At 66.8% G+C, this 23,036-nt stretch carries 18 protein-coding genes; 13 read left to right on the plus strand and 5 right to left on the minus strand.

Features of this window, described 5'->3' with window-relative positions; genetic code table 11:
- Window positions 1-39: 39 nt before the first annotated feature.
- Window positions 40-1,392, minus strand: coding sequence for a polysaccharide biosynthesis tyrosine autokinase (locus HCX50_RS14760; RefSeq protein WP_167634873.1), 1,353 nt, complete (start codon window positions 1,390-1,392; stop codon window positions 40-42).
- 70 nt (window positions 1,393-1,462) lie between these two features.
- Between HCX50_RS14760 and HCX50_RS14765 the strand changes: the two genes are divergently transcribed.
- The 6 genes from HCX50_RS14765 to HCX50_RS14790 all read left to right on the plus strand — a co-directional run bounded on the left by HCX50_RS14765 (window position 1,463) and on the right by HCX50_RS14790 (window position 8,150).
- Window positions 1,463-2,668 (plus strand): hypothetical protein, encoded by a 1,206-nt coding sequence (locus tag HCX50_RS14765; protein ID WP_167634874.1) that lies wholly within the window; start codon window positions 1,463-1,465, stop codon window positions 2,666-2,668.
- A 129-nt stretch (window positions 2,669-2,797) separates the two neighbouring features.
- Window positions 2,798-4,612, plus strand: coding sequence for a polysaccharide biosynthesis protein (locus tag HCX50_RS14770; RefSeq protein ID WP_337749816.1), 1,815 nt, complete (start codon window positions 2,798-2,800; stop codon window positions 4,610-4,612).
- The gene (locus tag HCX50_RS14775; RefSeq protein WP_337749817.1) at window positions 4,609-5,739 is read left to right on the plus strand and encodes a DegT/DnrJ/EryC1/StrS family aminotransferase; all 1,131 of its coding nucleotides are present in this window, start codon (window positions 4,609-4,611) and stop codon (window positions 5,737-5,739) included. Before HCX50_RS14770 ends, HCX50_RS14775 begins: the two co-directional genes overlap by 4 nt.
- Window positions 5,736-6,356 carry a sugar transferase gene (locus HCX50_RS14780; RefSeq protein WP_167634875.1) on the plus strand — a complete coding sequence of 207 codons (621 nt, stop codon included), beginning with the start codon at window positions 5,736-5,738 and terminating at the stop codon, window positions 6,354-6,356. The genes HCX50_RS14775 and HCX50_RS14780 overlap by 4 nt, the downstream gene beginning before the upstream one ends.
- Window positions 6,349-7,038: an acetyltransferase gene (locus HCX50_RS14785; protein ID WP_167634876.1), complete on the plus strand. Its 690-nt coding sequence runs from the start codon at window positions 6,349-6,351 to the stop codon at window positions 7,036-7,038. The genes HCX50_RS14780 and HCX50_RS14785 overlap by 8 nt, the downstream gene beginning before the upstream one ends.
- Complete coding sequence (locus HCX50_RS14790) at window positions 7,035-8,150, plus strand: glycosyltransferase family 4 protein (protein ID WP_167634877.1); 1,116 nt, start codon at window positions 7,035-7,037, stop codon at window positions 8,148-8,150. Before HCX50_RS14785 ends, HCX50_RS14790 begins: the two co-directional genes overlap by 4 nt.
- On the opposite strand, the gene HCX50_RS14795 is transcribed toward HCX50_RS14790, so the two are convergent.
- Window positions 8,136-9,293: a glycosyltransferase family 4 protein gene (locus tag HCX50_RS14795; protein WP_167634878.1), complete on the minus strand. Its 1,158-nt coding sequence runs from the start codon at window positions 9,291-9,293 to the stop codon at window positions 8,136-8,138. The two genes, HCX50_RS14790 and HCX50_RS14795, sit on opposite strands and share 15 nt — an antisense overlap.
- A 199-nt stretch (window positions 9,294-9,492) precedes the next feature.
- On the opposite strand from HCX50_RS14795, the gene HCX50_RS14800 reads away from it, so the two are divergent.
- Entirely contained in the window at window positions 9,493-10,518 is a 1,026-nt protein-coding gene (locus HCX50_RS14800) for a hypothetical protein (protein WP_167634879.1), read from the plus strand.
- Window positions 10,508-11,878, plus strand: a complete 1,371-nt coding sequence (locus tag HCX50_RS14805; protein WP_167634880.1) for an oligosaccharide flippase family protein — start codon at window positions 10,508-10,510, stop codon at window positions 11,876-11,878. The genes HCX50_RS14800 and HCX50_RS14805 overlap by 11 nt, the downstream gene beginning before the upstream one ends.
- A gap of 40 nt (window positions 11,879-11,918) precedes the next feature.
- On the opposite strand, the gene HCX50_RS14810 is transcribed toward HCX50_RS14805, so the two are convergent.
- Together HCX50_RS14810 and HCX50_RS14815 are read right to left on the minus strand one after the other, a co-directional pair.
- The gene (locus tag HCX50_RS14810; RefSeq protein WP_167634881.1) at window positions 11,919-13,136 is read right to left on the minus strand and encodes a glycosyltransferase family 4 protein; all 1,218 of its coding nucleotides are present in this window, start codon (window positions 13,134-13,136) and stop codon (window positions 11,919-11,921) included.
- An 11-nt stretch (window positions 13,137-13,147) separates the two neighbouring features.
- Window positions 13,148-14,413 carry a nucleotide sugar dehydrogenase gene (locus tag HCX50_RS14815; protein ID WP_167634882.1) on the minus strand — a complete coding sequence of 422 codons (1,266 nt, stop codon included), beginning with the start codon at window positions 14,411-14,413 and terminating at the stop codon, window positions 13,148-13,150.
- Between the two features lie 414 nt (window positions 14,414-14,827).
- Here HCX50_RS14815 and HCX50_RS19940 point away from each other — a divergent pair, with 414 nt between their 5' ends.
- From HCX50_RS19940 to HCX50_RS14835, 4 genes are all read left to right on the plus strand, one after another.
- Entirely contained in the window at window positions 14,828-16,564 is a 1,737-nt protein-coding gene (locus tag HCX50_RS19940) for a DUF4012 domain-containing protein (protein ID WP_167634883.1), read from the plus strand.
- 349 nt (window positions 16,565-16,913) lie between these two features.
- Window positions 16,914-17,756, plus strand: a complete 843-nt coding sequence (locus tag HCX50_RS14825) for a nucleotidyltransferase family protein (RefSeq protein ID WP_167634884.1) — start codon at window positions 16,914-16,916, stop codon at window positions 17,754-17,756.
- Between the two features lie 85 nt (window positions 17,757-17,841).
- Window positions 17,842-19,875, plus strand: a complete 2,034-nt coding sequence (locus tag HCX50_RS14830; RefSeq protein WP_167634885.1) for an acyltransferase family protein — start codon at window positions 17,842-17,844, stop codon at window positions 19,873-19,875.
- A gap of 119 nt (window positions 19,876-19,994) precedes the next feature.
- A complete protein-coding gene (locus HCX50_RS14835) occupies window positions 19,995-21,185 on the plus strand; it encodes a hypothetical protein (protein ID WP_167634886.1) in 1,191 nt (396 codons plus the stop codon).
- A 21-nt stretch (window positions 21,186-21,206) separates the two neighbouring features.
- Here the strand turns inward: HCX50_RS14835 and lepB are convergent, their stop codons facing one another.
- Window positions 21,207-21,890 carry a signal peptidase I gene (lepB, locus tag HCX50_RS14840; RefSeq protein WP_167634887.1) on the minus strand — a complete coding sequence of 228 codons (684 nt, stop codon included), beginning with the start codon at window positions 21,888-21,890 and terminating at the stop codon, window positions 21,207-21,209.
- Between the two features lie 75 nt (window positions 21,891-21,965).
- Between lepB and HCX50_RS20210 the strand changes: the two genes are divergently transcribed.
- Window positions 21,966-23,015 (plus strand): acyltransferase family protein, encoded by a 1,050-nt coding sequence (locus HCX50_RS20210; RefSeq protein WP_167634888.1) that lies wholly within the window; start codon window positions 21,966-21,968, stop codon window positions 23,013-23,015.
- Window positions 23,016-23,036: the final 21 nt, after the last annotated feature.

Consider the following 23,036-nt stretch of genomic DNA (forward strand, 5'->3'; position numbering starts at 1 on the left):
TTCCACAGCGGCGGTGGGACGACCGGCCGCTGCGTGTGGTCAGTTCGTCGTGGCCGGCGCGGCGGCGCTGTAAGTCGTGCTCGCGGCCGCGGTGACCGGCGCCTTCGTCAACACGGTTCCGAGCACTCGGGCTCCGACCGACTCGATGCTCTTGGCCGCGTCGGCGAGCCGGTTCGCCTGCGACGAGCCGGCGGCGGCGATCAGCAGGGCTCCGGTCGTGACGCGCGCGATCACGGCGGCGTCCGTCACGAGCAGCAGCGGTGGGGCGTCGATGATGACGACGTCGAAGGCTTCTGTGAGCGTCTCGATCAGGCCCTCCATCGCGGAAGAGCCGAGCAGCTCGGCCGGGTTCGGCGGCACAGTGCCGGCCGGGAGGACGAACAGGGCGCTGCGGCCCCAGCGCTGGATGACGTCGTTGAGCTGCACGCGACCGGCCAGCACATCGCTGAGCCCGATGCCGCCCTCGATGCCGAAGTACTCGGCCACGCGGGGGAGGCGGAGGTCGCCGTCGAGCAGGGCCACGCGCTGACCGGCGTCGGCGAAGGCGAGTGCCAAGTTCGCCGCCGTGGTCGACTTGCCCTCGCCGGGGCCGGAGCTGGTCACGACGAACACGCCCTGGTTGCCGGAGAAGAAGAAGCGCACGTTGGTGCGGAGGCTGCGGTAGGCCTCGGCGCGGAGGCCGTGCGGCGCGGTGCTCATGGCGAGGGGGTGCTCACCCGTGTCCGGGTCGAGGGGAATCTGTCCGAGGACGGGAACCGGCACAGCGGCCTCGACGTCGGCGGCGACGCGCACCCGGCGGTCGAGCGTCGCACGCAGGAGAGCGACGCCGACGCCGACCGCGAGCCCGAGAAGTGAGCCGATGATGAGAGAGAGGGAGAGGTTCGGCGCGACGGGATTCGTCGGCACCTGAGCGGGTTCGAGCGTGACGATCCGGATGCTGAACGCAGCCGCCTGCTCGCGGCTCTCGAGCGTGTCGGTGACGACGGTGGCGAAACTCTCGGCGACGGCGTTCGCGATGCGGGCGGCCTGCCCCGGGTTGCGGTTGTCGACTGTGATCGTGATGATCGCGCTGTTGAGGGGTGCGGAGGCGCTGATGCCCGTGGGAGCTGTGGTGAGGCCGAGGTCTTCGGTGACGGGATCGAGCACGAGGGAGCTCGTGATGAGCGAGCGGTAGGTCTCGACGGCCTGCTTCGCGTACCCGGTGGCGAGGGAGCGTTCCGCGGGCGTGGCCGTGTCGGCGACCTGCGCGGCCACCATGACCTCGGTCGAAGCCTGGTAGCGGAGAGGGGTGAGCATCGCGACCAGCGCACCCGTGGAGAGCCCGATCAAAACGCTCGCGACGATCACGACGATCTGTCGGCGGAACACCCGAAGGTAGTCATGGATGTCCAAAGCTCTCCAGCGTGGTCGGGTGCGATCGGCGGTATCGTCTTCCGAGACTACCGATTCCTATGAAGGCGACATGACTCACCTCGACGATCTCTTTCCCGACGGGCCCCGCGCCGGCGACGCAGGGAGAGTGGTGCTCGACGACCACCACACCGCTCGCCGGTTGCGGGAGATGATCGGGGAGCCGCGGCAGAGTGGCGCATCGGCGACGTCCGACGCAGATGCTCGAGCTCTCGCCGACATGGTTCAGGCCGCCGCGCGCACCGCCGTTCCGGTCGGTGCGGGGTCCGGGGAGTCCTCCCGTTCGAAGAAGCGGCCGAGGCGCTCGGTCGACGCCGTGACGCTGTCGGCTGCCTCGCTCGCCGTCGTGGCCCTGGTCGTCGCCGGCACCGTCGGCGGCATCCAGATGGCGACGGCCAGCCCGGCCGCGAGTGCCGTGGAGTCGTTGGAGGCCGATGAGGCCGCCCTTCTGAATGCTCACCAGTCCCTGAAGACGGCTCAGGACCGGCTCATCGCCGACATCGACGCGCAGACGGCGGAGGTCGCCCCGCTGCGGAGCGCGCTCACCGGGACGAGCACCGCGCCGGATCCGGCCGGGGGAGCCGACGATGCGCCGATCGCGGTGACCGACGCCGCCGCGCTCGCCACGGCGCTCACGGCCGTCGATGCGTATGCCTCGGGGCTGGCGGCGATCACCGTTCCGGAGCTTCCGACGGAGTACGTACGTGCCGACATCGACGAGGATTCGCTCGTGGAGGTCGGCGGCGCGATCGACGGCGTGCAGGAGCGTCTGGTCGCGATGGACGACGCGACTGCCGAGGCGCGGGCTGTCCGCGAGAAGTTCGATGCGCTTCGGCCGACCGCCGACGTGGCGGTGGATGCGTACGCCGCATCGTTCGTGCCCGCGGCGGCGGCCGCGATCGCCCGCTACCCGGATGCCGAGGAGTCGCTGCGTGCGGCCGTGACGGATGCGGCGGCGCGCGTCGCTGCCGCGGATCTGTGGACGGTCGAGGGACGTTCGGCGCTGGCGGCCTACCGGGATGCGTTCGTCGCTTTGGCTGCGGACCAGCTGCGGTTCGAGATCGAGCGCGACCAGCGCGAGGACATGAACCAGTGGCAGCCGCAGCAACAGCAGCAGCAGGGCGACGGGACTCAGAATCCGCCCACGGAGGGAAGCACCGACCCGGGAACCGGCGTCACTCCGCCGGTCCCGGACCCGGGCGGTGGCGAGCCCGATCCCGGCACCGATCCGCCGGTAGATGGCGAGGGAACGCCCTAACGCACAGACCTGCTCGTTCGCTGTGAGAACATATCTCCTGGGGATTGAATAAGTCTGAGGGGGCTCCGTATCTTGATTCCGGATGGGTCTGTCGACGTGTCTACCGGCAATATTCCAATATTGTCCGAGGTGTCCGTGAAGCAGCGGCGACGCCGGATGCTCGCCGCGGCGGTCGATGGGCTCGCCTGGACCTTCGGCGTCGTCCTGGCGATCGCGCTCCGCTTCGAGTTCATGATGGACCCCCAGGGGTGGATCGCGACGATCGTGCTCGCGCTCGCCGCCGGCGTCATCCAGATGGGCGTCGGATTCGCGACAGCCCTCTACCGCGGGCGATTCACCTACGGCTCCTTCGACGAGGTCCGTGCGGTGGCGCTGATCGTCGTGGTCGAGGCGGTGCTCCTGTCGCTGATCGTCATCCCGATCGGGCCGGTCGTCGGCATCCCGCGCGGCACGCTGCTGCTCGCCTTCCCGTTCGTGCTGCTGCTGATGTTCGGCGTGCGGTACGTGGCTCGTCTCGCGATCGAGCGTGCACGCAAGCCCGGTGCTGACGCCGAGGCGGCCTTGATCATCGGTGCGGGGTTCCTCGGTGACAAGCTGCTCGCGAACGTCACGACCGACCCGTCTTCGCCGATCCGACCCGTTGGCCTGCTCGACGATGACCCGGCCAAGCGCAACCTCCGTCTGCGTGGCGTGCCGGTGCTCGGCACCACGCGCGACATCGCGTCGGCTGCGAGGAGCACCGGCGCGAAGCTCGCGGTCATCGCCATCCCGAATGCCGACAGCACCCTGCTGCGTGCGCTGAGCGACCGCGCCGAGAGCGCCGGTCTGCGGGTCGCCGTCACCCCGACTCTGGCGACTCTCGCGTCGGGGGAGCAGTCCGTCACCGACGTGCGCGACATCAGCATCGAGGATCTGATCGGACGCCACCCCGTCGACACGAACGTCGAGCTCATCGCCGGGTACATCACCGGTCGACGCGTGCTCGTGACCGGCGCCGGCGGCTCCATCGGTTCGGAGCTGTGCCGACAGCTGGCCAAGTACGGGCCGAGCGAGCTGATCATGATCGACCGCGACGAGACCGGACTCCAGGTGGCGCAGCTCGGGACTCTCGGCCATGGGCTGCTCGATTCTCGCGACGTCGTCCTCGCGGACATCCGTGAGGAGCAGAATCTGCTCGACATCTTCGTCGACCGTCGCCCCGAGGTCGTGTTCCATGCCGCCGCTCTGAAGCACCTGCCGATGCTCGAGCAGTATCCCGACGAGGCGTGGAAGACGAACGTGCTGGGCACGCTCAACGTGATCAACGCCGCGCGTGCCGTCGGCGTGGACACCTTCGTCAACATCTCCACCGACAAGGCGGCCAACCCGACGAGCGTGCTCGGTCACTCCAAGCGCGTCGCCGAGAAGCTCACCGCCTGGGCGGGATCCGTGACCGGGATGCGGTACCTCTCGGTGCGGTTCGGCAACGTGATCGGAAGCCGCGGGTCGATGCTGCCGACGTTCCAGCGGCTGATCGCCGAGGGGCGGCCGATCACGGTCACCCATCCCGAGGCGACGCGGTATTTCATGACGATCCCCGAGGCCTGCCAGCTGGTCGTCCAGGCGGGCGGCATCGGGCGTGCGGGCGAGGTGCTGATCCTCGACATGGGTGAGCCGGTGTCGATCCTCGAGGTCGCCAAGCGCATGATCGCGATGTCGGGCAAGAGCGTCGAGATCGTGTTCACCGGACTCCGCCGCGGCGAGAAGCTGCACGAAGAGCTCGTCGGTTCGCGCGAGAACCTGGAGCGGCCCTTCCACCCGAAGGTGTCGCACACGCGGGCAGACATCATCACGCCCGAGCGGCTCGACAAGGCGGGCTGGATGGACCGGATGTTCGCGAGCCCGCGGATCAACGACACGGTGGCGATCGAGCCGATCCGTGCGGAAAAGGTGTCAGAGGCGTGAGCGAGCGGATCTACATGTCTTCGCCCGATGTCGGCGAAGCAGAGGAGCAGGCGGTCGTCGCAGCCATGCGATCCGGATGGATCGCACCTCTCGGCCCCGATGTCGACGCCTTCGAGCGCGAGCTCGCCGAGCGCGTCGGCGTTGCGCATGCGGTGGCGCTGAGTTCGGGAACCGCGGCTCTGCACCTCGCACTGCTCACGCTGGGCGTGAATCCGGGCGACGTGGTGCTCACGTCATCGATGACCTTCGCGGCGACGGCCAACGCCATCGTCTACACCGGCGCCGAGCCGTACTTCATCGACGCCGATCCCGCGACCGGGAACATCGATGCGGCACTGCTGCGCGAGGCTCTCGTCGAGCTGCGCGACGCCGGCGAGCACGTGTCGGCCATCGTCCCGGTCGACCTGCTCGGCAAGGCCATCGATTACACCGCGGTCCTCGCGATCGCCGACGAGTTCGGCGTGCCGGTCGTGGCGGATGCGGCGGAGTCGCTGGGCGCCACGCACGCCGGTCGTGCGGCGGGCAGCTTCGGACGCGCATCCATCGTGTCGTTCAACGGCAACAAGATCATGACGACATCCGGTGGCGGGATGCTGCTCACCGACGACGCCGACTTCGCGCAGCACGTGCGGTATCTGGCCACCCAGGCACGGCAGCCGGTGGTGCACTACGAGCACACCGACATCGGCTACAACTACCGGATGAGCAACCTGCTCGCGGCGCTCGGCCGCGCGCAGCTCGCTCGCCTCGACGCGATGATCGCCCGCCGTCGCGAGATGCGCGAGCTCTACAAGCAGCTCTTCGCCGCGGTCGATGGCGTGGAGGTCTTCGGGGCCGAAGGAGACGAGGCGGACAACGTCTGGTTGACGTCGATCCTCATCGACTCGTCCGTCACGGGTTGGGAGCCGTCGGAGCTCGCCGCAGCGCTCGCCGCCGACGACATCGAGAGCCGGCCGCTGTGGAAGCCGATGCATGCACAACCCGTCTTCGACGGTGCGCGCAGCAAGACCAACGGGGCGTCGGAGGCGCTGTTCGCGCGCGGTCTGACCCTGCCGAGCGGCTCGGCTCTGACCGATGCGCAGCGTGAGCGCGTGGTCACCGCGATCCGCGGCTTCCTGAAGCGATGAGGGTGCGGGTGCGTCCGTACGACGTGGTGAAGCGAGGGCTCGACATCGTCGTGTCCGCTGTCGCGCTCGTGCTGCTCTCTCCGGTCATCGTCGCGACGGCTGTGTTGGTCGCGACGAAGCTGGGGCGGCCGGTCGTCTTCGCGCAGGAGCGGCCCGGCAAGGACGGCCGGATCTTCACGCTTTACAAGTTCCGTTCGATGCGTTCGGTCGACGAGGCGCGCGGGTGGGTGACCGATGCCGACCGGTTGACCCCGTTCGGCGTTCGGCTGCGATCGACGAGTCTCGACGAGCTGCCGAGTCTCTGGAACGTGCTGAAAGGCGACATGAGCATCGTCGGTCCGCGTCCGCTGCTCGTCGAGTACCTGGATCGGTACACACCGGAACAGGCTCGGCGGCATGAGGTACGGCCCGGCATCACCGGGCTCGCGCAGGTCACCGGACGCAACGCGATCTCCTGGGAGAGTAAGTTCAGGCAGGACGTGCGCTACGTCGATCGACGGAGCGCCGGGCTCGACCTGCGGATCGTCGTCGCGACGATCGGCTCCGTGCTCAAGCGGGACGGGATCTCCGCGGAAGGACACGTGACGATGGCGAAGTTCGGAGAAGCGAATGGCTGAGCGGATCGTCGTCATCGGTGCCGGAGGCTTCGGGCGCGAGACGCTCGATGTGATCGAGGCGATCAACGCCGACGGCGAGACCCTGCACCTCGTGGGCGTCGTCGATTCAGGGCCGCGCCAGATCGATCTCGGCCGACTGGCGGAGCGTGGCATCGTCTACCTCGGTACCGAAGAGGAGTGGCTGCCCGGGGCATCCGGCGACGAGCGCTTCGTCGTGGCGATCGGCTCGCCGACCGTCCGAGAGGCCGTCGCTCGGCGCCTCTCCGACGCGGGTCTGCGCCCCGTCACCCTCATCCATCCGCGCGCCGTCGTCGGCTCGCAGGCTCGGATCGGGGACGGCGTCGTCATCACGTCGGGCGTGCAGGTCTCGACCAACGTGAGCATCGGCGACCATGTCCACCTCAACCCGGCGTGCATCATCGGGCATGATGCGACGCTGGCCGACTTTGTTTCTGTGAACCCCGGCGCGATCGTGTCCGGCAACGTCGTCGTCGAGGGCGGGACGCTTCTCGGCGCGGGATCGGTCGTGCTACAGGGGCTCACGGTCGGCGCTGGAGTGACCGTGGGGGCTGCTGCATGCGTCACGAAAGACGTCGCTCCGGGGGCGACCGTCGTCGGAGTCCCTGCGCACGAGGCCGTGCGGGCGGATCCGGAGGGGGTGCCCTCGTGGCGGCTCCGATGAGGGTTCTTCTCGCGGTCCAGCCATCGGTCAGCCACTATCGGGCGCCGTTCGTGCAGAGTCTTGTCGAACAGGACCGGATCGACTTCGAACTGGTCGGCCGTGTGAACCGCACGATGGGGACCAGCGGAGACCCGGAGTCGGCGAACGACGATGTACTGGCTCGTGTCGGCGAGCTGCGGCGAGTCGGGCTGTTCCGCGCGTTCTACTGGGACCGTGGTCTGGTACCTCGGGTTTTCCGCACCTCCGCACAGGCGATCGTTCTCGAGGGCAACGTCTACGGCCTATCGAACTGGATCGCGATCGCCGTCGCGCGTGTGCGCCGGCGCAGAGTGGTGTTCTGGGGGCATGCCTGGAAGCGACCCGAATCCGGCGCGAAGCTCCATCTCAGGCGTACGTTCTACGGTCTCGCGGATGGGCACCTGACCTATGGTGAGTGGGCGCCCGCGTTCGCCGGGACCGTCGGCCTGGATGCGCGCACCTTCGTCCCGGTGTTCAACAGCATCTATCCGCGTCGCGAGATCGTATCCGAGAGTCCGCGCACGCACCGGCCGACGCCGAGCGGGGCGCTGTCGCTCGTCTACTCCGGCCGGCTGACGGCGCGGCACAAGGCGGACGATGCGGTGTGGGCCGTGCGCGCGGCCAACGCTCAGGGCCACGATGTGCGGCTGACTCTGATCGGCGACGGCCCGGAGCGCGGACGGCTCGAAGAACTCGCGCGTTACGACGAGAAGATCGAGTTGCGCGGTGCCGTCTATGACCTCGACGAGCTTCGCGAGGTCTACCGGAAAGCAGACTTCGCCGTGTCTCCCGGCGCGACCGGCCTCAACGTGATTCAGGCGCTCGGGTTCGCGGTTCCAGTGATCGCCGCGTCCGGCGATCCCCAGAGCGGCCCCGAGATCGAAGCGGTGCAGGAGGGGGTCACGGGAGTGCTCTACCCCGCGGCAGCAGGTATGGAGGGGCTCGTTCAGTCCATCGCCGCGACGGCAGCCATGCCCGACGAGGTCTACAGCGCACTCTCCGCCGCGGGGAGTGCCCTGGTGGAGGAGCGCTACACCGCGGAGCGGCATGCTTCCGCCGTCGTCAGCGCACTCGGGCACCTACTCGGAGATTGAGGCCGCGTCGGTGTTCATCGCCGCACACAGCTGCGCGTAGTACTTCTCCGCGATGGATTCGGCGCGGAAGTGCCGTTCCGCGTACTCCCGCGCTTTGGAGGAGTGATCGTGCCAGTCGGATTCGTCCGCGAGGAGGCGGGAGACCGCGTCGGTTGCGATGTCGCCATTCGCGGGTACGACGAACCCCGCGTTCGATTCGATGACGATGTTCCGCATGGCGCCGGCATCGCTGACGACACAGGGGAGTCCGGCCGCCATAGCCTCGACCAGCGCGCCGGGGATGCCCTCCGTCTCTGACAGCAGCACGAAGATCGAGCTGGAGTTGCGCATGTAGCCCGACACATCGTCGCTGAATTCGATGTGGTCGATCGCTTCATCGAGGCCGAGTTCCGATACCGCGGAGGCGAACGCGCTTCGGTCGGAGGGGCTCGCAAAGGGCCCGAGGAAGATCGTGCGACGGGCGGAGTCCTGCTCCCGGAGCCGTGCGAGTATGTCGAGGACAAGGAGCGGTCGCTTTCGCTTGCCGATGACTCCGACGAAGATCAGGGTCTGCTTGTCGAAGCGGTCGGGCGCCGTCTCCTGGAAGAAGCTCGCGGAGACAGGATTCATGATCAGGTGAATGTGCTCCGTGGGCACGCCACCCTGGCGGAGCTCTTCGGCGATCTCCTCTCCGAGGGCGAAGCCCCCCGCAGCTCTGCGACCGATGAAGCGGACGAGCTGCGAAATCCCCGGAATCCTCGTCGAGCGTCCGCGGAGGGAGAAGTCGGCGCCGGCTGCCAGCGGGACGAGCACGTAGGGGATGCGGAAGGCGGCGCACGCGAGTGCGGGGAGGATCTTGTAGAGGTAGGTCCCGTGGAAGTGGACGACATCGAGCCGCCGGTGATCCACGATGATCCACCATGTCGCGGTGAGGGCCCAGGCGAGCTGCCGCAGCGGACCGCTGTCGCCGACCCGCATCGAGCGCACCGGAACGAGCGACGGATCGGTCTGATGTCCCGGGCGTTCCCCCGCATAGACCCTCGGGTTCACGGCACCGCGCAGCGGGCCGATCAGCCGCTTGAGGAAGACACCAGGACCTGTGTAGCCGATCCCCACGCCCGAGGGCACGAAGAAACCGATCGTCGGAACCGTCTCGGTTGTCATCTGTACTCCCTCGAGCGATCGCGGATCGCCATTCTCGCGTGACCCCGCCCATGGGCTCTGCCTCTCACTCTATCGGCCGGTCCCGCCGTCGATGAGGCCGGAGGGGTTGCGCCCGGCCGCGATAGGCTGGGAGCCGTAAAGATACACGCCGTTGCGTGTGCTGACCGATGGTCGGTTCATCGTTCAAGAGGGGGATCCTGTGCCTGCCGTCGAGTTGCCGAGCACGTCGACACTGCTCGACCATCTGTCCGAGTTCCGCGGGCGCCGGGGGTATCTCATCGATGCCGCACACGGCAGCGGGAAGCAGATCGGCAACCACGGCGATGCGCTGATGTTCGATGTCTTCCGGCAGATCGCTCACGAAGCAGGGATTTCCTGGGTCGCGGACCCCACCGACGCCGAGATCCTCGTCGTTCGACCGAACGGCGCATTGCTTGAGATCTATACCTTCCCCGACCTGTTGGCGCAGGAGCTGCGTCGGCTTCCCGACATCCCGCTCGTGATCTTCCCGTCATCGGCGTTCTTTCCGACTCAGGACCCGTCGCGCATCTTCGAGGGGCGTTCGGCGCCGGTCGTCTGGGTGTTCCGTGAGCGCTACTCGTTCAAGCACATCCGTGAGAGCTGGGCACCGCAGCTCGAGGCGCTGAACGTGCGACTCGTCCTCGACCACGATGTCGTCGCAGGCGGGAACCGGTACGTCAGTTCGTTGATCGGTTCGCCTGTGCGGGAGAAGCACGTTCTGATCGCCGCTCGAATTGACGCCGAGGCGCCGACGGGCAAGCCGATGGTCAAGTCGTCCAAGAGTGCCGCGGGCCCCTCACGTCTCAAGCGCGCCGTCGCACGCATGCTCACGAAGACCGAACCCGGGCCTGTTCGCCGACTCGGGTTCCGTGTGTACAACCGGAAGAGATCGACGACGGCGAGCGCTGCGCTTCTCGAGAAGCTTCCGGTGGCGGAGAGATCGGCGGTCGAGGCAGCGCGCGGAAAGACGATCGCCCTCGATGCCAGCGCGAAGCACCTAGTCTCCTACGGGGAGTACAAACGGCTGGTGCGAGACGCTTCCATCGTGGTCACGGACCGACTCCATGTGGCGCTTCCCGCGGCGATCATCGGCAAGCAGGTGATCCTGGTGGAAGCGGGGTACCACAAGCTCAGCGGGGTGTATCAGCAGTCCTTGACCGCGCTGCCGAACATCACACTCATCAACGCCGTCGATGACGAATAGCGTCTCACGAGCCGCCCGAGGAGTCCTGGGGCTCTCTTTGGGGACGTTCATCGTCCAGGCCGTCTCCGCCGGTTCACAGCTCGTCCTCGCGGCATGGCTCAGTCCGTCGGAGTTCGGCCTGTGGGCCTCTGCGGTGTCCGCGATGACTCTCGTGACCGCTCTGACGAACTTCGGTGAGGTGTCGGGCTACCTTTCAGGGCAGGGAGTCGGGTATCGGGCCACTCGGCGACGCGCGTTCCGCGCGAATATCATGCTGGTCGTCGCCGGGCTCGCCATCGCGGGGCTGTATGCGCTCTGGGACAAGCCGGAGATCGCCCTGTATTGTCTCGTGCTCGCACTGGCGATACCCCTCAGCGGCGACGTGGACGTCAAGATCGCCGCCGTGACCCGGCACGACGGCTTCGCCTCGATCGTGACTTCGCAGGCCACGGCCGCGGTCGCGAAGTTCGGCATCGGTCTACTGATCGCCGTCCTCACGCATTCGGCCATCGCCATCGCGGTCTCGACAGTGGCGTACTACATCGTGTTGAACCTCGCGATCTCGTCACGGGCACGGACGTTGACGGCGAGCGAACCGGCCAGCGCCGAAGCTCCTCTGGCTCGTGCGCGCTTCTCCTGGGCGGTGAACTCCTACGCGATGAGCCTGCCTATCCAAGCCGTCTTCCTCGCGGGGCAGCTCTTCCTCACGCCCGCCGACCTCGGCGTGATGTATGTCGCGATGCAAGTGACGCTCGCGCTCAGCAGCCTCATCAGCGTGCCGTTGAACCGGGTCGCGCTCTCGGCGTTCGCGAAGACGTCGAACGAGGAGCGGGAGAAGCTCGCTTTCGGGCTCGGCTTCCTGGTCGTGGCATCGGTCACATGGCTCTCCGCGGCGATCGGTCTGGGTTTGGTCCTGCTCTCCGGCTCCATCCCTGCGCTCTGGCAGCATGCCGTGCCGTTCGCCCTGGTCCTCCTCGCGGGGCTTCCGCTGAGGATTCTCTCACCGGTGCTCGAAGCCCGACAGCAGTCGGCTCGCGAATGGTGGCACGCGACGGGGTTCAGTCTGGTGGATGCCATCGGCTCGGCGATCGTCGTGCTCGCCACGTCTCACGCGGGTGATCTACTGATCGTCTGCTTCGGGATCACCGCATGGAAGGCACTGGTGGGTGTCGTCCGCACGCTGGTCGCCTTGCGTCGGCTCTCACCGACGGCGCTCGGCGCCCTGATCGTGACCAGCTTCGCGGCCTGCGGCGCGCTGCTCTCGGGCTATTGGGTGGTCCCCATGTACGGCGTCATCCTCGTGGCGGGACTCGTGCTGGCCGCGGCGTTCCTGTTGGTTCGACTCATCCGTCGTCGGCGCCGCACGCGAGTCTCGTCCTGACACACGCGCTGCCGAACGTCCGAATACGCGTCGCTTCGGGTCAGCGTCGGGCGTCGACCGCTTCCAGGGTGTCCGCAAGCCGGCTGGCGAGGTCGTCTCTCAGGAACTGCTCGCGAGCGAGAACGCGAGCCTTGCGGTGAGCGGACCGACGAACGGTCTCGTCTCCTGCGAAAGCAACGAGTCGCGCGGCGGAACCCGGGATATCCGTGCGATCCAGAACGAGACCGATCTGGTGCCCACGGATAAGGACGGCCTGCCAGCCCTCGTGGTTAATGGCGATGGCCCGGCCTGCGGCCAAGGAATCGAAGAACTTGTTCGCGCTGTTCGCGTTCATCACGGGGTTGTCGGTGACCACTGATGTCGTGATGTCGGCGGCCGAGAGCACGCTGGGAATCTCCGCCTTCGACACAGGAGGCAGGATTCGCACGCACCCGCCCAAGAGGCCGAGTTTCTGCGCACGGTTGCGCACGGCTTCGAACCGGGCCCCGTTCCCGATTAGGACAAACGTCACCCGAGGATCGATCTTCACCGCCTCGCCCGCGACCTCGACGAGGAACTCCACTTCGTTCGCTGCGCCGAACGTCCCGGTGTACACGATCAGGGGAGCATCGGCGGCGATGGCGTTGGATTTCCGCCAGGCTCGCCCGAGGGCGGGGTCGACGTCAAAGAGCTCCACGTCTGCGGCGTTGGGTATGACCGTGATCTCATCCGGATCCGCACCGTGGGTGATGGCGTCCTCTGCCATGCCGGGCGACAGCGTCACGACGTGCGCGGACCTGCGGTACGCCTTGCGTTCGAGGGCGCGGGCGAGCCGCTGGGCGATCGGATTGGACAGGTAGCCCAAGGCGATCGGGACCGTCGGCCAAGAGTCTCTGACCTCGAACACGATCGGGGTCTTGCGTCCCGCGGCCGCGTACCAAGCGGGGAGGAAGATCGTGAGAGGCGTGCTAGTGGCGTAGATCACGTCGGCTCGAAGCTGACGAGCCAGCCTCGCCGACGACAGCGCGAAGGTGGCGAACGCTCGTATGCGTTGCAGTGGCGTCATCGAGTTGTCGTAGGCGACCCTTTTGCTGTGGACGTGGAAACCTTCCATGGGCGTCACCGTCCAACCTCGCTCATCTCCGCGCGTGTCTCGGTCCGAGGTGATCATGTGAACGTCATGGCCCCGGCCAGCCAGACGCCGCGCGAACTCGTAGGAGCGGGTGCTTCCGGATTGTGCGGGCGTGTTGAAGTACTGGTGGAGGTAGACGATTCTCATGCGTCTGCAGTTCAGAGCGCAGTGACGCGCTCACCGCGCAGGACGTTGCGGGTGTCGAGAACGTGGGTCTTCGACTCGGTGATGATCCGGGAGTCGAAATCGTCGTGGTCGGTGACGACGATGGCGAGATCGAACGCGTCGATCCCGTCTCGGTTGAGATCGACTCTCTTCGCGTCTTTCGGCCACTGGTGCTCGGACACGTGCGGGTCGGCAGCCGAGACCTCGGCGCCAAGCTGGGTCAGGAGCTCGATGATCCGCGTCGATGGGGCTTCCCGAACGTCGCCGGTGTTCTTCTTATACGAGAGTCCGATGATCACGATCTTCGAGCCGTTGACGGCCTTCTTGTGCGTGTTGAGTAGATCGATCGTGCGCTCGACGACGTAACTCGGCATGTGCTCGTTGATGTCATTGGCCAATTCGACGAATCGGAAGGACTTGCCCAACTCGCGGCGGACCTGCCACGACAGGTAGCTGGGATCCACCGGCAAGCAGTGGCCGCCGACTCCCGGACCCGGAGTGAACTTCATGAAGCCGAACGGTTTCGTCGCGGCCGCATCGATCGACTCCCACACGTTGACGCCCAACTGATTCGCGAAGACGGCGAGTTCGTTGACCAACGCGATGTTGACATGGCGGAAGGTGTTCTCCAGGAGTTTCGTGAGCTCGGCCTCACGAGTCCCGGAAACCGGCACCGTCTGATCGACGATCTGATCGAAGAATGCCTGGACGTGCTGTAGAGAGGTCGCGTCGATCCCGGAGACGACCTTCGGAGTGGTGCGAAGGTTCCACTTCTGGTTGCCGGGGTCAATACGCTCGGGGGAGTAGCCGACGTAGAAGTCGCTCCCGGCTCGAAGCCCGCTGCCCGATTCCAGGATCGGCACGAGAAGCTCTTCTGTCGTCCCGGGGTAGGTGGTCGATTCCAGGATCACGGTCGCGCCGGCCTGGAGGTGGGCGGCGAGGGATCGACCCGCCTCCTCGATGAAGGTCAGGTCGGGAAGCGACTCCCTCAGCGGAGTCGGCACGCTGATGACGGCGATGTCGAATCCACTCGCGTCGTCGTAACTCGTCGTCGGCGTGTAGCGCCCGGACTCCAGAGCGCTCGTCAGCTCGGCCCCGCTGATGTCCTCGACGAACGACTCACCCTGAGCGAGAGCACGCACACGACGTTCATCGATGTCAAGGCCGATGACGGTGAACCCTGCCGCGACAGCCCGCATGGCGACGGGCAGCCCGACGTATCCCTGACCGATTACTACGACTTTCTGCGGCGTGGACATGAGACCCTTCGAAGAAATGGAGATCGTGACGCGTTGACGTCTGCGAGCAGCGGCATATGGAGACACGCAGGGCGCAGCCGTGTGAAGTCTAGCGAACACAGAAACGCTCATCGCGGGAACGCCCCGATGAGCGCCGGACCATGCAGTCGACCGTCAGCCGCGCTGTGCTTCAATCGGATCATGAGCGACTCTCCCGACCAGCCGCCTCCCCTCCGACGTGATCGTGCCCGGCGAACGACAGATGAGAGCGTGCAGGCTCTCTTCGCGACGCCAACCGGTGACGACGCCGAGGCCGGCCGGCCGGAGGCTTCCGGGGCGGAGGCGGGAGGGGGATCGAGCGCGTCATCCCCGCGAAGCAGCCGCCAGCGAGCGCCCCAGCGCAAGAAGCGACGGTGGATCTGGATCTGGAGCGCCGTGGTGGTCATCGTTGCCATCGGAATCGGAGGCGCCGTCGTTGCGAAGCGCGTGTATGACCAGGCGATGACGGCTCGGACGCACCTGACCGCAGCGATGCCCTACGTCGACCAGGTGAAGTCGGCGATGTTGGCCGGCGACGTGGACGCTGCAGGCGTTGCTGCCAGCGCCTTCGTAGACCAGGCGTCTGCGGCCAGGCGCGCGCTCGACGGCCGCCTGTGGACCACTATTGAACAGGTGCCGCTGCCCGTCTTCGAGAATCTTCGAGCCGTGCATACGGTCGCGGACGTCGCGGAGAGAGTCGGAACGGAGATACTCCTTCCCGCATCGACCATGAGCCTCGCCTCACTCGCTCCGGCGGGCGGCCGCATTGATGTCGCGGGGCTCTCCGCGATCCAGGCGACGGTCGCCGACATCGGACGAGCGGTCGACGGCATCGATGCCCAACTCGATTCGATTGACCGCGGTGCCCTCATCGATCAGGTCAGCGCCGGTGTCGAGCAGGTCGACACGGCCGTGGGCAGGGTCCAGGAGCTCACCGGCCCGGCCGCGGACATTCTCGGCATCCTTCCCGGATTGCTAGGGGCGGACGGGCCGAAGAACTATCTCGTCATGTTCCAGGGGAACGCCGAGGCGCGCGCCAGCGGCGGCAGCCCGGGATCGTTCGTGCTCCTGCGCGCGGAGAACGGCGCCATCTCATTCGAGCGCAACGTCGCCGCGACCGAGTTCCCGTTCGCCATCTCTGAGTCCGTCGTCCCGCTCGATGCCGAGACGACGACCCTGTACTCCGACATCGTGGGGCGTTGGACGGCGAATATGACGTCCACTCCCGACTTCCCGACGACGGCGTCTCTCATGCAGGGGTGGTGGGCGACCGAATTCGATGATCAGGTCGATGGTGTCATTTCAGTCGACCCGGTCGCCTTGAGCTATTTCCTTGCAGCGACGGGTCCGCTCACCCTTGAGACCGGTGACGTCCTCAACAGCGAGAACGCCGCGGCGTTGCTCATGAACGAGGCGTACTTCAAGTACCCGGACGGCCGCGATTCCAACATCTTCTTCGCCAGCGCTGCGGTCTCCGTGTTCAACGGGCTGCTGGCGGGGGGAGCGTCGCCCGTGAAGCTGATCGACGCCGGCGCCAAAGCGGCTGTCGAAGGGCGTCTGAAGGTCTGGGTCCCCGATCCCGCAGTGACGGAGGTCATCGGCGGATCACCCGTCGCCGGCGTGCTACCGGTCGACAATGAGGACGAGACGGCGATCGGCGTGTACTTCAACGACACCACGGGGTCGAAGATGGACTATTACGTCGACGCGGATATCACGACCGAGACCGATCAGTGCACGGCCGCGGGCGCCCCGAGCTGGACCACCACCGTCAACCTCCACAACGGGATCACCCGCGAGGACGCGAACGAGCTTCCGCGTTACATCACGGGGCCGTACTTCACCCCAGGGGACATCGGCACCGACTACATCGTCTACGCCCCGGTGGGGGCGACCATCGAGAGCTGGACGGTGAACGGAGCGGCCCGCGATGCGCTCGCGCACACGACGCATCTCGGGCGCGACGCCATCCGCGTGAACGTGATCCTCCCTCCGGGTGAGTCCGCGGCGCTGCAAGTGGTGATGAAGGCATCCGACGGGGCCGAGAGCGCGTCGTTCGGCCCACTCGTGGTGAAGCACACCCCGATGGTGCGGGACACTGCCGTCGAGATCGTGGCGCCGGGCTGCGGTTGACGGCAAAGCTCGGCGGTGGGTCCGTTCGCCCCCATCTCGCGATAGCATTCCGCACGGAGGGCAGATGTCGTACTGGGTGGCCGCGAGCTTCGGTGCGCTGGATGTGCGCGACCACGGCCTCGCATCCGAGGGGTACGAACTCGTCGTCACGCCGATCCGTCCTTCGCCGCCTCAGATCCTGTGGGGTGATGGTGCAGCGCTCTGGTGCGGAGCACTCGATGCTGCAATCGACGACTCCGACGTCGACGAGCCCACACGAGATGTTCTGGACGCGCTGGAGGGTCTGGGCGTGCTCGTGCGATCCGACTCGCCGGACGTGTCCGTTCGCCGAGCGAGTCCACCCTGGCTCGTGTCATACCAGCACGAACTCGTGTATGCGCTGCTGAGTAATGTGGCCGACCAAGTGGGAATCGACATCGTCTTCATCAAGGGGCCGGTGCTGCATTGGCAGGGCCTGCGCAGCAAGGAACACTCGGGCGACGTCGATTGCTGGGTGCGGCCGGGCGACGAGACGATCCTTGCTGCAGCGATGGAGAAGTGGGGCTGGCGAGCCGCACGTACCGCGTTCGACGGGACTCCCGTCGCGCACTCTCTGGCCCTGATGCCGGGGGACTGGGGATGCGAGATCGACGTCCACACCCGCTTCCCCGGCGTGACCGTCGACGATTCGACTGCGTTCGATCTCGTGCTTGCCGCCACGGTCACCCGCACGTTCGCGGGCACGCAAGTTCTTGTCCCCTCGCCGGCCATCCATGCGGTTATCTATGCACTCCACGAACTGCGTCCAGTAGCGGGGAGACGAAACACCCCGGAGCAAAGAAGCGCGGCCGTCCGCGCGCTCACCAGCGCCGGTGATTCGACCATCGATGTGACCGAACAGCTCGGGGCCGGATTCGTTCTGAAGGACGCTCTGCGCGAAGCGTTCCCTGACTTCGATCCGTCGGGGATCAGCACTCCGATCCCGTCTGACTGGGGGTGGCGGTCGGTGATGTCGGTGCCCAGGCGCCAACTGGCAGCCGTCCGGCTGCTGCCCTGGAGACAGCGGGCGCGCGTGGTGCGGCGACTGGTCTGGCCCGCGCGCGACGCGTCGCGGCGAATCCGTGCCGCATCCGAACTTCATCCGACGGCCGTCTTCCTCGTGCGAGTGAAGCGCGTGCGCGACGGTTTCGTGCGACTGCTCCGGGGAGACTGACGCGCTCGCCGAAACACCAGGCGTCGGCGGAGGCGTCATATAGCGGTGTCCGTTCGGGAACCGTGGCAGCGGATACAGTCGACGTATGGAATTGCGCAAGTCCCTACCGGGCGCACGGGGACCGCTACGCGAAAAGTCTTCAGACTTCCGACCCGACATCCAGGGGCTACGTGCGGTGGCCGTGCTGGCCGTCGTGCTGTACCACGCGGGACTCCCTTTCATGCCGGGAGGCTACGTCGGCGTCGATGTCTTCTTCGTGATCTCCGGATTCCTGATCACGACCCACCTCCTCCAGGGACTCGCCACGGACGGACGGGTGCGCTTCGCGTCGTTCTACGCCAGGCGTGCGCGCCGAATCCTCCCGGCCTCCTTCGTCGTGCTCGTCGCCACCGTGCTCGCCGCCCTGATCTGGGTGCCCCCTCTCCTGATGAACGAGGTGTGGCGTGGCGCGGTCGCCACCGCCCTCTACGTGCCGAACATGTTGTTCGCTGTCGAGGGGACGAACTATCTCGCAGAGACGACGCCGTCGCTGTTCCAGCACTACTGGTCCCTCGGGATCGAAGAGCAGTTCTATCTCGTCTGGCCTCTGCTCCTGGCGCTCGGCTGGAGGTGGCTCCGCTCTCGGCGGGTGCTCTTCGTCGCGCTCGTGATCCTGGTCGTGCTCTCGTTCGCCGCGGGCCTCGTGCTGACGTTCCGGAATCAACCGTGGGCGTTCTTCCTGCTCCCCACCCGGGCATGGGAGCTGGGAATCGGTGGCATCGTCGCCTTCCTTCTGTTGCGGCGGCCGGGTCTCATCCCGGCATCCCTGGCCGGCGTTCTGGGCTGGCTCGGCGTCGCGTTGATGGTCGGACCGGTGTTCCTGTTCACATCGCAGACGGCCTTCCCCGGTTACTGGGCGGCCGTGCCCGTCGTCGGAACTGCACTGGTAGTCCTCGCAGGCGCCTCACGCTCGCGTTTCGCACCGACGACGATGCTCTCCCTCAGCGGCATGCAGTTCATCGGCAAGATCTCCTACTCCCTATATCTGGTGCACTGGCCGGTGCTCCTGGTGCCCCAGATCGCCGCGGGCTACGCGAACCCGCTGCCGCTGTGGGCGACTCTCGCCTTGGCCGGGATATGCATTCCTCTCGCCTGGCTCCTGTTCCACTACGTAGAAGAGACGGGGCGGTCTGCGACCTGGTTGGTGAAGGCACGCCCTCGGAGATCGTTGCTGGCGGCTCTCGCTGGCTCCGTGCTCTGCGTAGCCATCGCCGCAGGGGCTCTCCTGTACTCGAACTCCCGGCCACTGTATGCGGACCGCTCAGCCGAAGCGGCGTCGATCAGCACCGAGCCCAAGTTCACACCGTTCGTCCCGGACGACCTCGTTCCGGCGCTGCGTGCGGCGTCGGGGGATCAGCCCGACACATACGACGACGGGTGCCACCTGTCGTTCGCGGACATCGAACTCGAGCCGTGCGTCTACGGGGACCCGGCTGACCCGAGGATCGTGCTCTTCGGAGACTCCCATGCCGCGCAGTGGTTCCCCGCCCTCGAGGAGTTCGCCGTCGCGAACGGTTACTCACTGGAGAACCGGACCAAGAGCTCGTGCGCGTCGATTTCGGCGACGATGCTCCGTGACGGCGTCCCGTACGTCCAATGCGACGAGTGGCGCAGTGCCGTGATCGCCCACCTCAACGATGAGCAGCCCGCCTTGGTGCTGCTGTCGAACTTCGGCTACAACGAGATCTCCCACGCCGGGGGCGACGAGAGCGGCGCCTGGGGGGAGGCGCTGCGCCGCACGCTGGAGGCGATCGAAGCGCCTACAGCGGTCATCGCCGACACACCGAACTTGGGCGAGACGCCGTCCGTCTGTCTATCTGCCCATCTCGACGACACTGCCGCCTGCGCCCTGTCCCAGAATCGGGCCATGGACTCGCCCACGCGAGCGATCGAGAAGGAAGTGGCTGCCTCTGACGGTGCGGGCTACCTCGACTTCACCGACTACATCTGCGGTGCCGACGTCTGCGGGACGATCCAGGGCGACACGCTCGTGTACCGCGATGCCCACCACCTCACGGCGTCGTTCTCCAGGCTCCTCGCTCCTGCTGCCGACCGGCTTCTCGCTGACGTCATCGGATGACGGATGCTAGATTCCATGACGGGACATACGGAGGTCTGGACGAGGTGACAGGTGTAGGCGCAGCCAGCCGCGAGGTGGAGAAGTCCCCGCGAGTCGATCTCGTCGACTCTTCGGAACCTGTGGAGAACGTCGTCGGCGTCGCATCGTTCCGCACGCTGGCGATCCTCCTCTGGGCGGCGTCCGTCATTCCCAGCGCCGTCCTGCTGCTCTCGGGATCGGGCCGTGTATGGAATGAGACGATCGCATACACGCCGGCCACGCAAGCGCTCCGGAACGTCCTGGTGTACGCGGTTATGGGGTGGTCGCTCATCATCATCCTGCGACACGGCACCCAGCTGCTCCGACGCCCTTTCGGGACGATCGCCCTCGTCGCACTCGCGCTGTTCTATCCGGCGCTCTCCGGCTACTTCCATGAGGATGGCAGCGCCGATGAGCTCTTCATCGCATTCGTCTCCCTCGTCGTGGTGCTCGCTGTGTTTTCCCTCCGCCTCCACACGCGAGTGCTCAGCATCGTCGGCGGGCTCGGCGCGCTCACCGCTGCTGTCAGTCTCCTCATGGCATGGCGGCGGCCAGAGACGGCGTTCGTCGTCGAAGGCGGCGGGCGAGTCCTCGCCGGTCCGTTCGACAACAGCAACTATCTCGGAACCGTGCTGATCCTCTCGCTTCCGTTCGCGCTTCTCATCCGGCGGAAGATCGTTCGGTTCGTCTCGATCCTGCTCATTGCCGCTCCGATCCTCATGGGCGGGTCGACGACGAGCATCGTCACGCTCGGAGTGTTCGCGCTCATCGGCGTCCTGATGTTCCTGTTCCGGGCACCGCTGTCTCGCGCACGCATACTCGGCGTGGCGGGGGGCATCGCCCTCCTCGCGACGATGATCCTGCCCCACGTCGTCAACGACGCAGGCGCCTTCACCAGCCGCGGCGCGATCTGGGCGCTCGCGAATCAGAAGATGATGGATTTCATCCCCTTCGGCGCCGGCGAAGAGTGGTTCGAGGCGAACTCCCGGTCCACGGGATTCTCGATCAACCATGCGCACAACATGCTGCTGCATCCGTTGATCGTCGGCGGCTTGCCCTACCTCGGGGCGGTTCTCGCCCTCATCATCCTTCTGCTCGTCTTCGGGGTCCGGCTAACTGCTCGTGGCGGCAGCATCGCTCCCGCTGCATACGCGGTGATGCTGATCGTCGCCGGCGCGGTCGGCAGTTTCTTCATCCTCGATGCGCGCGACCTGCGTTATCTGGCGACCGGGTTCGTCGTGGTCACGTTGCTGTCCATCGCGACGGCTCGGCGAACGAGCGACGCCGACTGAGAAACGGGGCCTCACCCTCGGTCACGGGCCGCCCCACCGGCTGATCGGCCACAGGATCGGACCGGCCTTGCCGAAAGCATCCGCGCGCATCATCCAACGGAAGCACTCGTCCCCTGCGGCCGCATCGCCGCGACAGCGATAGACGGAGTCGGCGGAGTTCGCCCGGTTGTCGCCGAGGACGAGGTAGGCGTCCTCGGGCACTGTGATCGCGGGGAAGCAACGTGACGACGCGGGCACCGTGTCGCAGTCCACCTCGCCGGCGGCGTAGGGAAGGTTCTCGATCACGTACGGCTCGTCGATCGGCTCTCCGTCTACCAGCACGGCGCCGTCGGCGTCGCAGCACTCTACCGTCTGTCCGGGGCCCGCGATCACCCGCTTGACGAGTACGTAGGGGCGGATGCCGGTTGTCTCCCCGGCCCAGTGCAGTGCAGCGGACAGCCAGTTCCTCGGCGCGGCGGGCTCGTCGCCCCAGTTGTCGTCCGGGCGGAAGACGACGATGTCGCCCGGAGCAGGATCGGCGGCGACGTACGCCAGACGATTGACGATGAGCCGGTCTCCGGGTTGCAGGGTCGGCGACATCGAACTCGACGACGGCTGCCCGACGAAGGCGACGATCAGCAGCGTGAGGGTGAGCGCGAGCGCCACACTCGTCCACACGCTTCGGAACGGATTGCGGCGCCGTCGAGGTTCGTCGGTGGTCGTCATCGTGACTTTCTCTGGTCGCGCAGTCGAGGGCACACCCAATAGTGTCAAAGAATGGGTCGAGGAGCCGAAGCTGATGTGGCACGTAGCGGGTCCGTCTCCGTCTCGTCCGACGCCTCCTCGAGGCTCGTGGTCCCCGATGTGCTCCGCGGGGTCGCGATCGTCGCGATGCTGATCGCCCACGCGGCACCGTTCATTCCCGCCCGACCCGGGGCCACCTCGTTCATCATCTCTATGTTCAGCGAAGTGGCGTCACCGCTGTTCGCCTTGGTGATGGGGCTGTCGGCGCAGCTGGTGTCGAATCGACGACCATGGGCCGGACTCACGCTGCTCCAGCAGACGCTCAGGGGCCTTTTCCTCATCGTGCTCGGGGTGTGGATGGCGGGGTGGGGGTCGTGGGTGGCGGTCATCCTCGCGTATCTCGGAGTGCTCCTCATCATCGGCGCGCCCCTGCTCCTCGCGCGCACCTCTGTCGTGATCGCCGTCACGGCTTTCGCGTTGCTGATCTCCCAGCCTCTGCTCGCCCTCGCACGCGCATGGTCGTGGGCGTACACCGCTCCCGAGCCGGTCCGCGAGCTGATGACCTGGATGCTCCTCGGGCAGCACTATCGGGTAATCAATCTGCTGCCGTTCTTCCTCATCGGTGCGCTGCTCGTGCGTCATGGTTTTCGGAGAGACGCGATCCTCTGGACCATGGCGGGCATCGCGCCGGTCGCGTATCTTTCCTGGCTCGTCGCCACCTTCGGCCTCTCTGCACCCAAGCAGTCCGGTGACTACCTCGACACCCTCAAGGACATCGGTCTCGTCTTCGCGGTCTACGTCGTGGTCGTCCTGGCCGCCACTGTCCGGCGGGAAGGAGCGAAGCGGTTCTGGCATCCGGTCTTCGTCCCGTTGATCGCGTGCGGTCAGGTGGCGCTGTCGCTGTACCTGCTGCATGTCGGCATCATCGCGCTGTATGCCCGCGCCTACGGCCGCCCTGTCGAGAACTTCTGGCCGGGCTGGCTCGTGATCGTTCCCGGCATGATCCTCGTGGGATGGCTCTGGTGGCGGTTCGTCGGCACCGGCCCCGTCGAATGGGTGATGGGCTGGCTGACCGGTCGGCGCAAGCCCCTGCTCCGCGCACGATGAAGGCGGCTTCGCGCCACTGAC

It is taken from the genome of Microbacterium sp. B19(2022) (genome assembly GCF_012030385.1).
GTDB lineage: Bacteria > Actinomycetota > Actinomycetes > Actinomycetales > Microbacteriaceae > Microbacterium > Microbacterium oxydans_B.

Excerpts from the sequence above, each read along its gene's own strand:
- HCX50_RS14765 (WP_167634874.1), top strand. The coding sequence starts at position 1,463 with ATGACTCACCTCGACGATCTCTTTCCCGACGGGCCCCGCGCCGGCGAC.
- HCX50_RS14780 (WP_167634875.1), top strand. The coding sequence starts at position 5,736 with ATGAGGGTGCGGGTGCGTCCGTACGACGTGGTGAAGCGAGGGCTCGAC.
- HCX50_RS14785 (WP_167634876.1), top strand. The coding sequence starts at position 6,349 with ATGGCTGAGCGGATCGTCGTCATCGGTGCCGGAGGCTTCGGGCGCGAG.
- HCX50_RS14790 (WP_167634877.1), top strand. The coding sequence starts at position 7,035 with ATGAGGGTTCTTCTCGCGGTCCAGCCATCGGTCAGCCACTATCGGGCG.
- HCX50_RS14795 (WP_167634878.1), bottom strand. The coding sequence starts at position 9,293 with ATGACAACCGAGACGGTTCCGACGATCGGTTTCTTCGTGCCCTCGGGC.
- HCX50_RS14805 (WP_167634880.1), top strand. The coding sequence starts at position 10,508 with ATGACGAATAGCGTCTCACGAGCCGCCCGAGGAGTCCTGGGGCTCTCT.
- HCX50_RS14810 (WP_167634881.1), bottom strand. The coding sequence starts at position 13,136 with ATGAGAATCGTCTACCTCCACCAGTACTTCAACACGCCCGCACAATCC.
- HCX50_RS14815 (WP_167634882.1), bottom strand. The coding sequence starts at position 14,413 with ATGTCCACGCCGCAGAAAGTCGTAGTAATCGGTCAGGGATACGTCGGG.
- HCX50_RS14830 (WP_167634885.1), top strand. The coding sequence starts at position 17,842 with ATGGAATTGCGCAAGTCCCTACCGGGCGCACGGGGACCGCTACGCGAA.
- lepB (WP_167634887.1), bottom strand. The coding sequence starts at position 21,890 with ATGACGACCACCGACGAACCTCGACGGCGCCGCAATCCGTTCCGAAGC.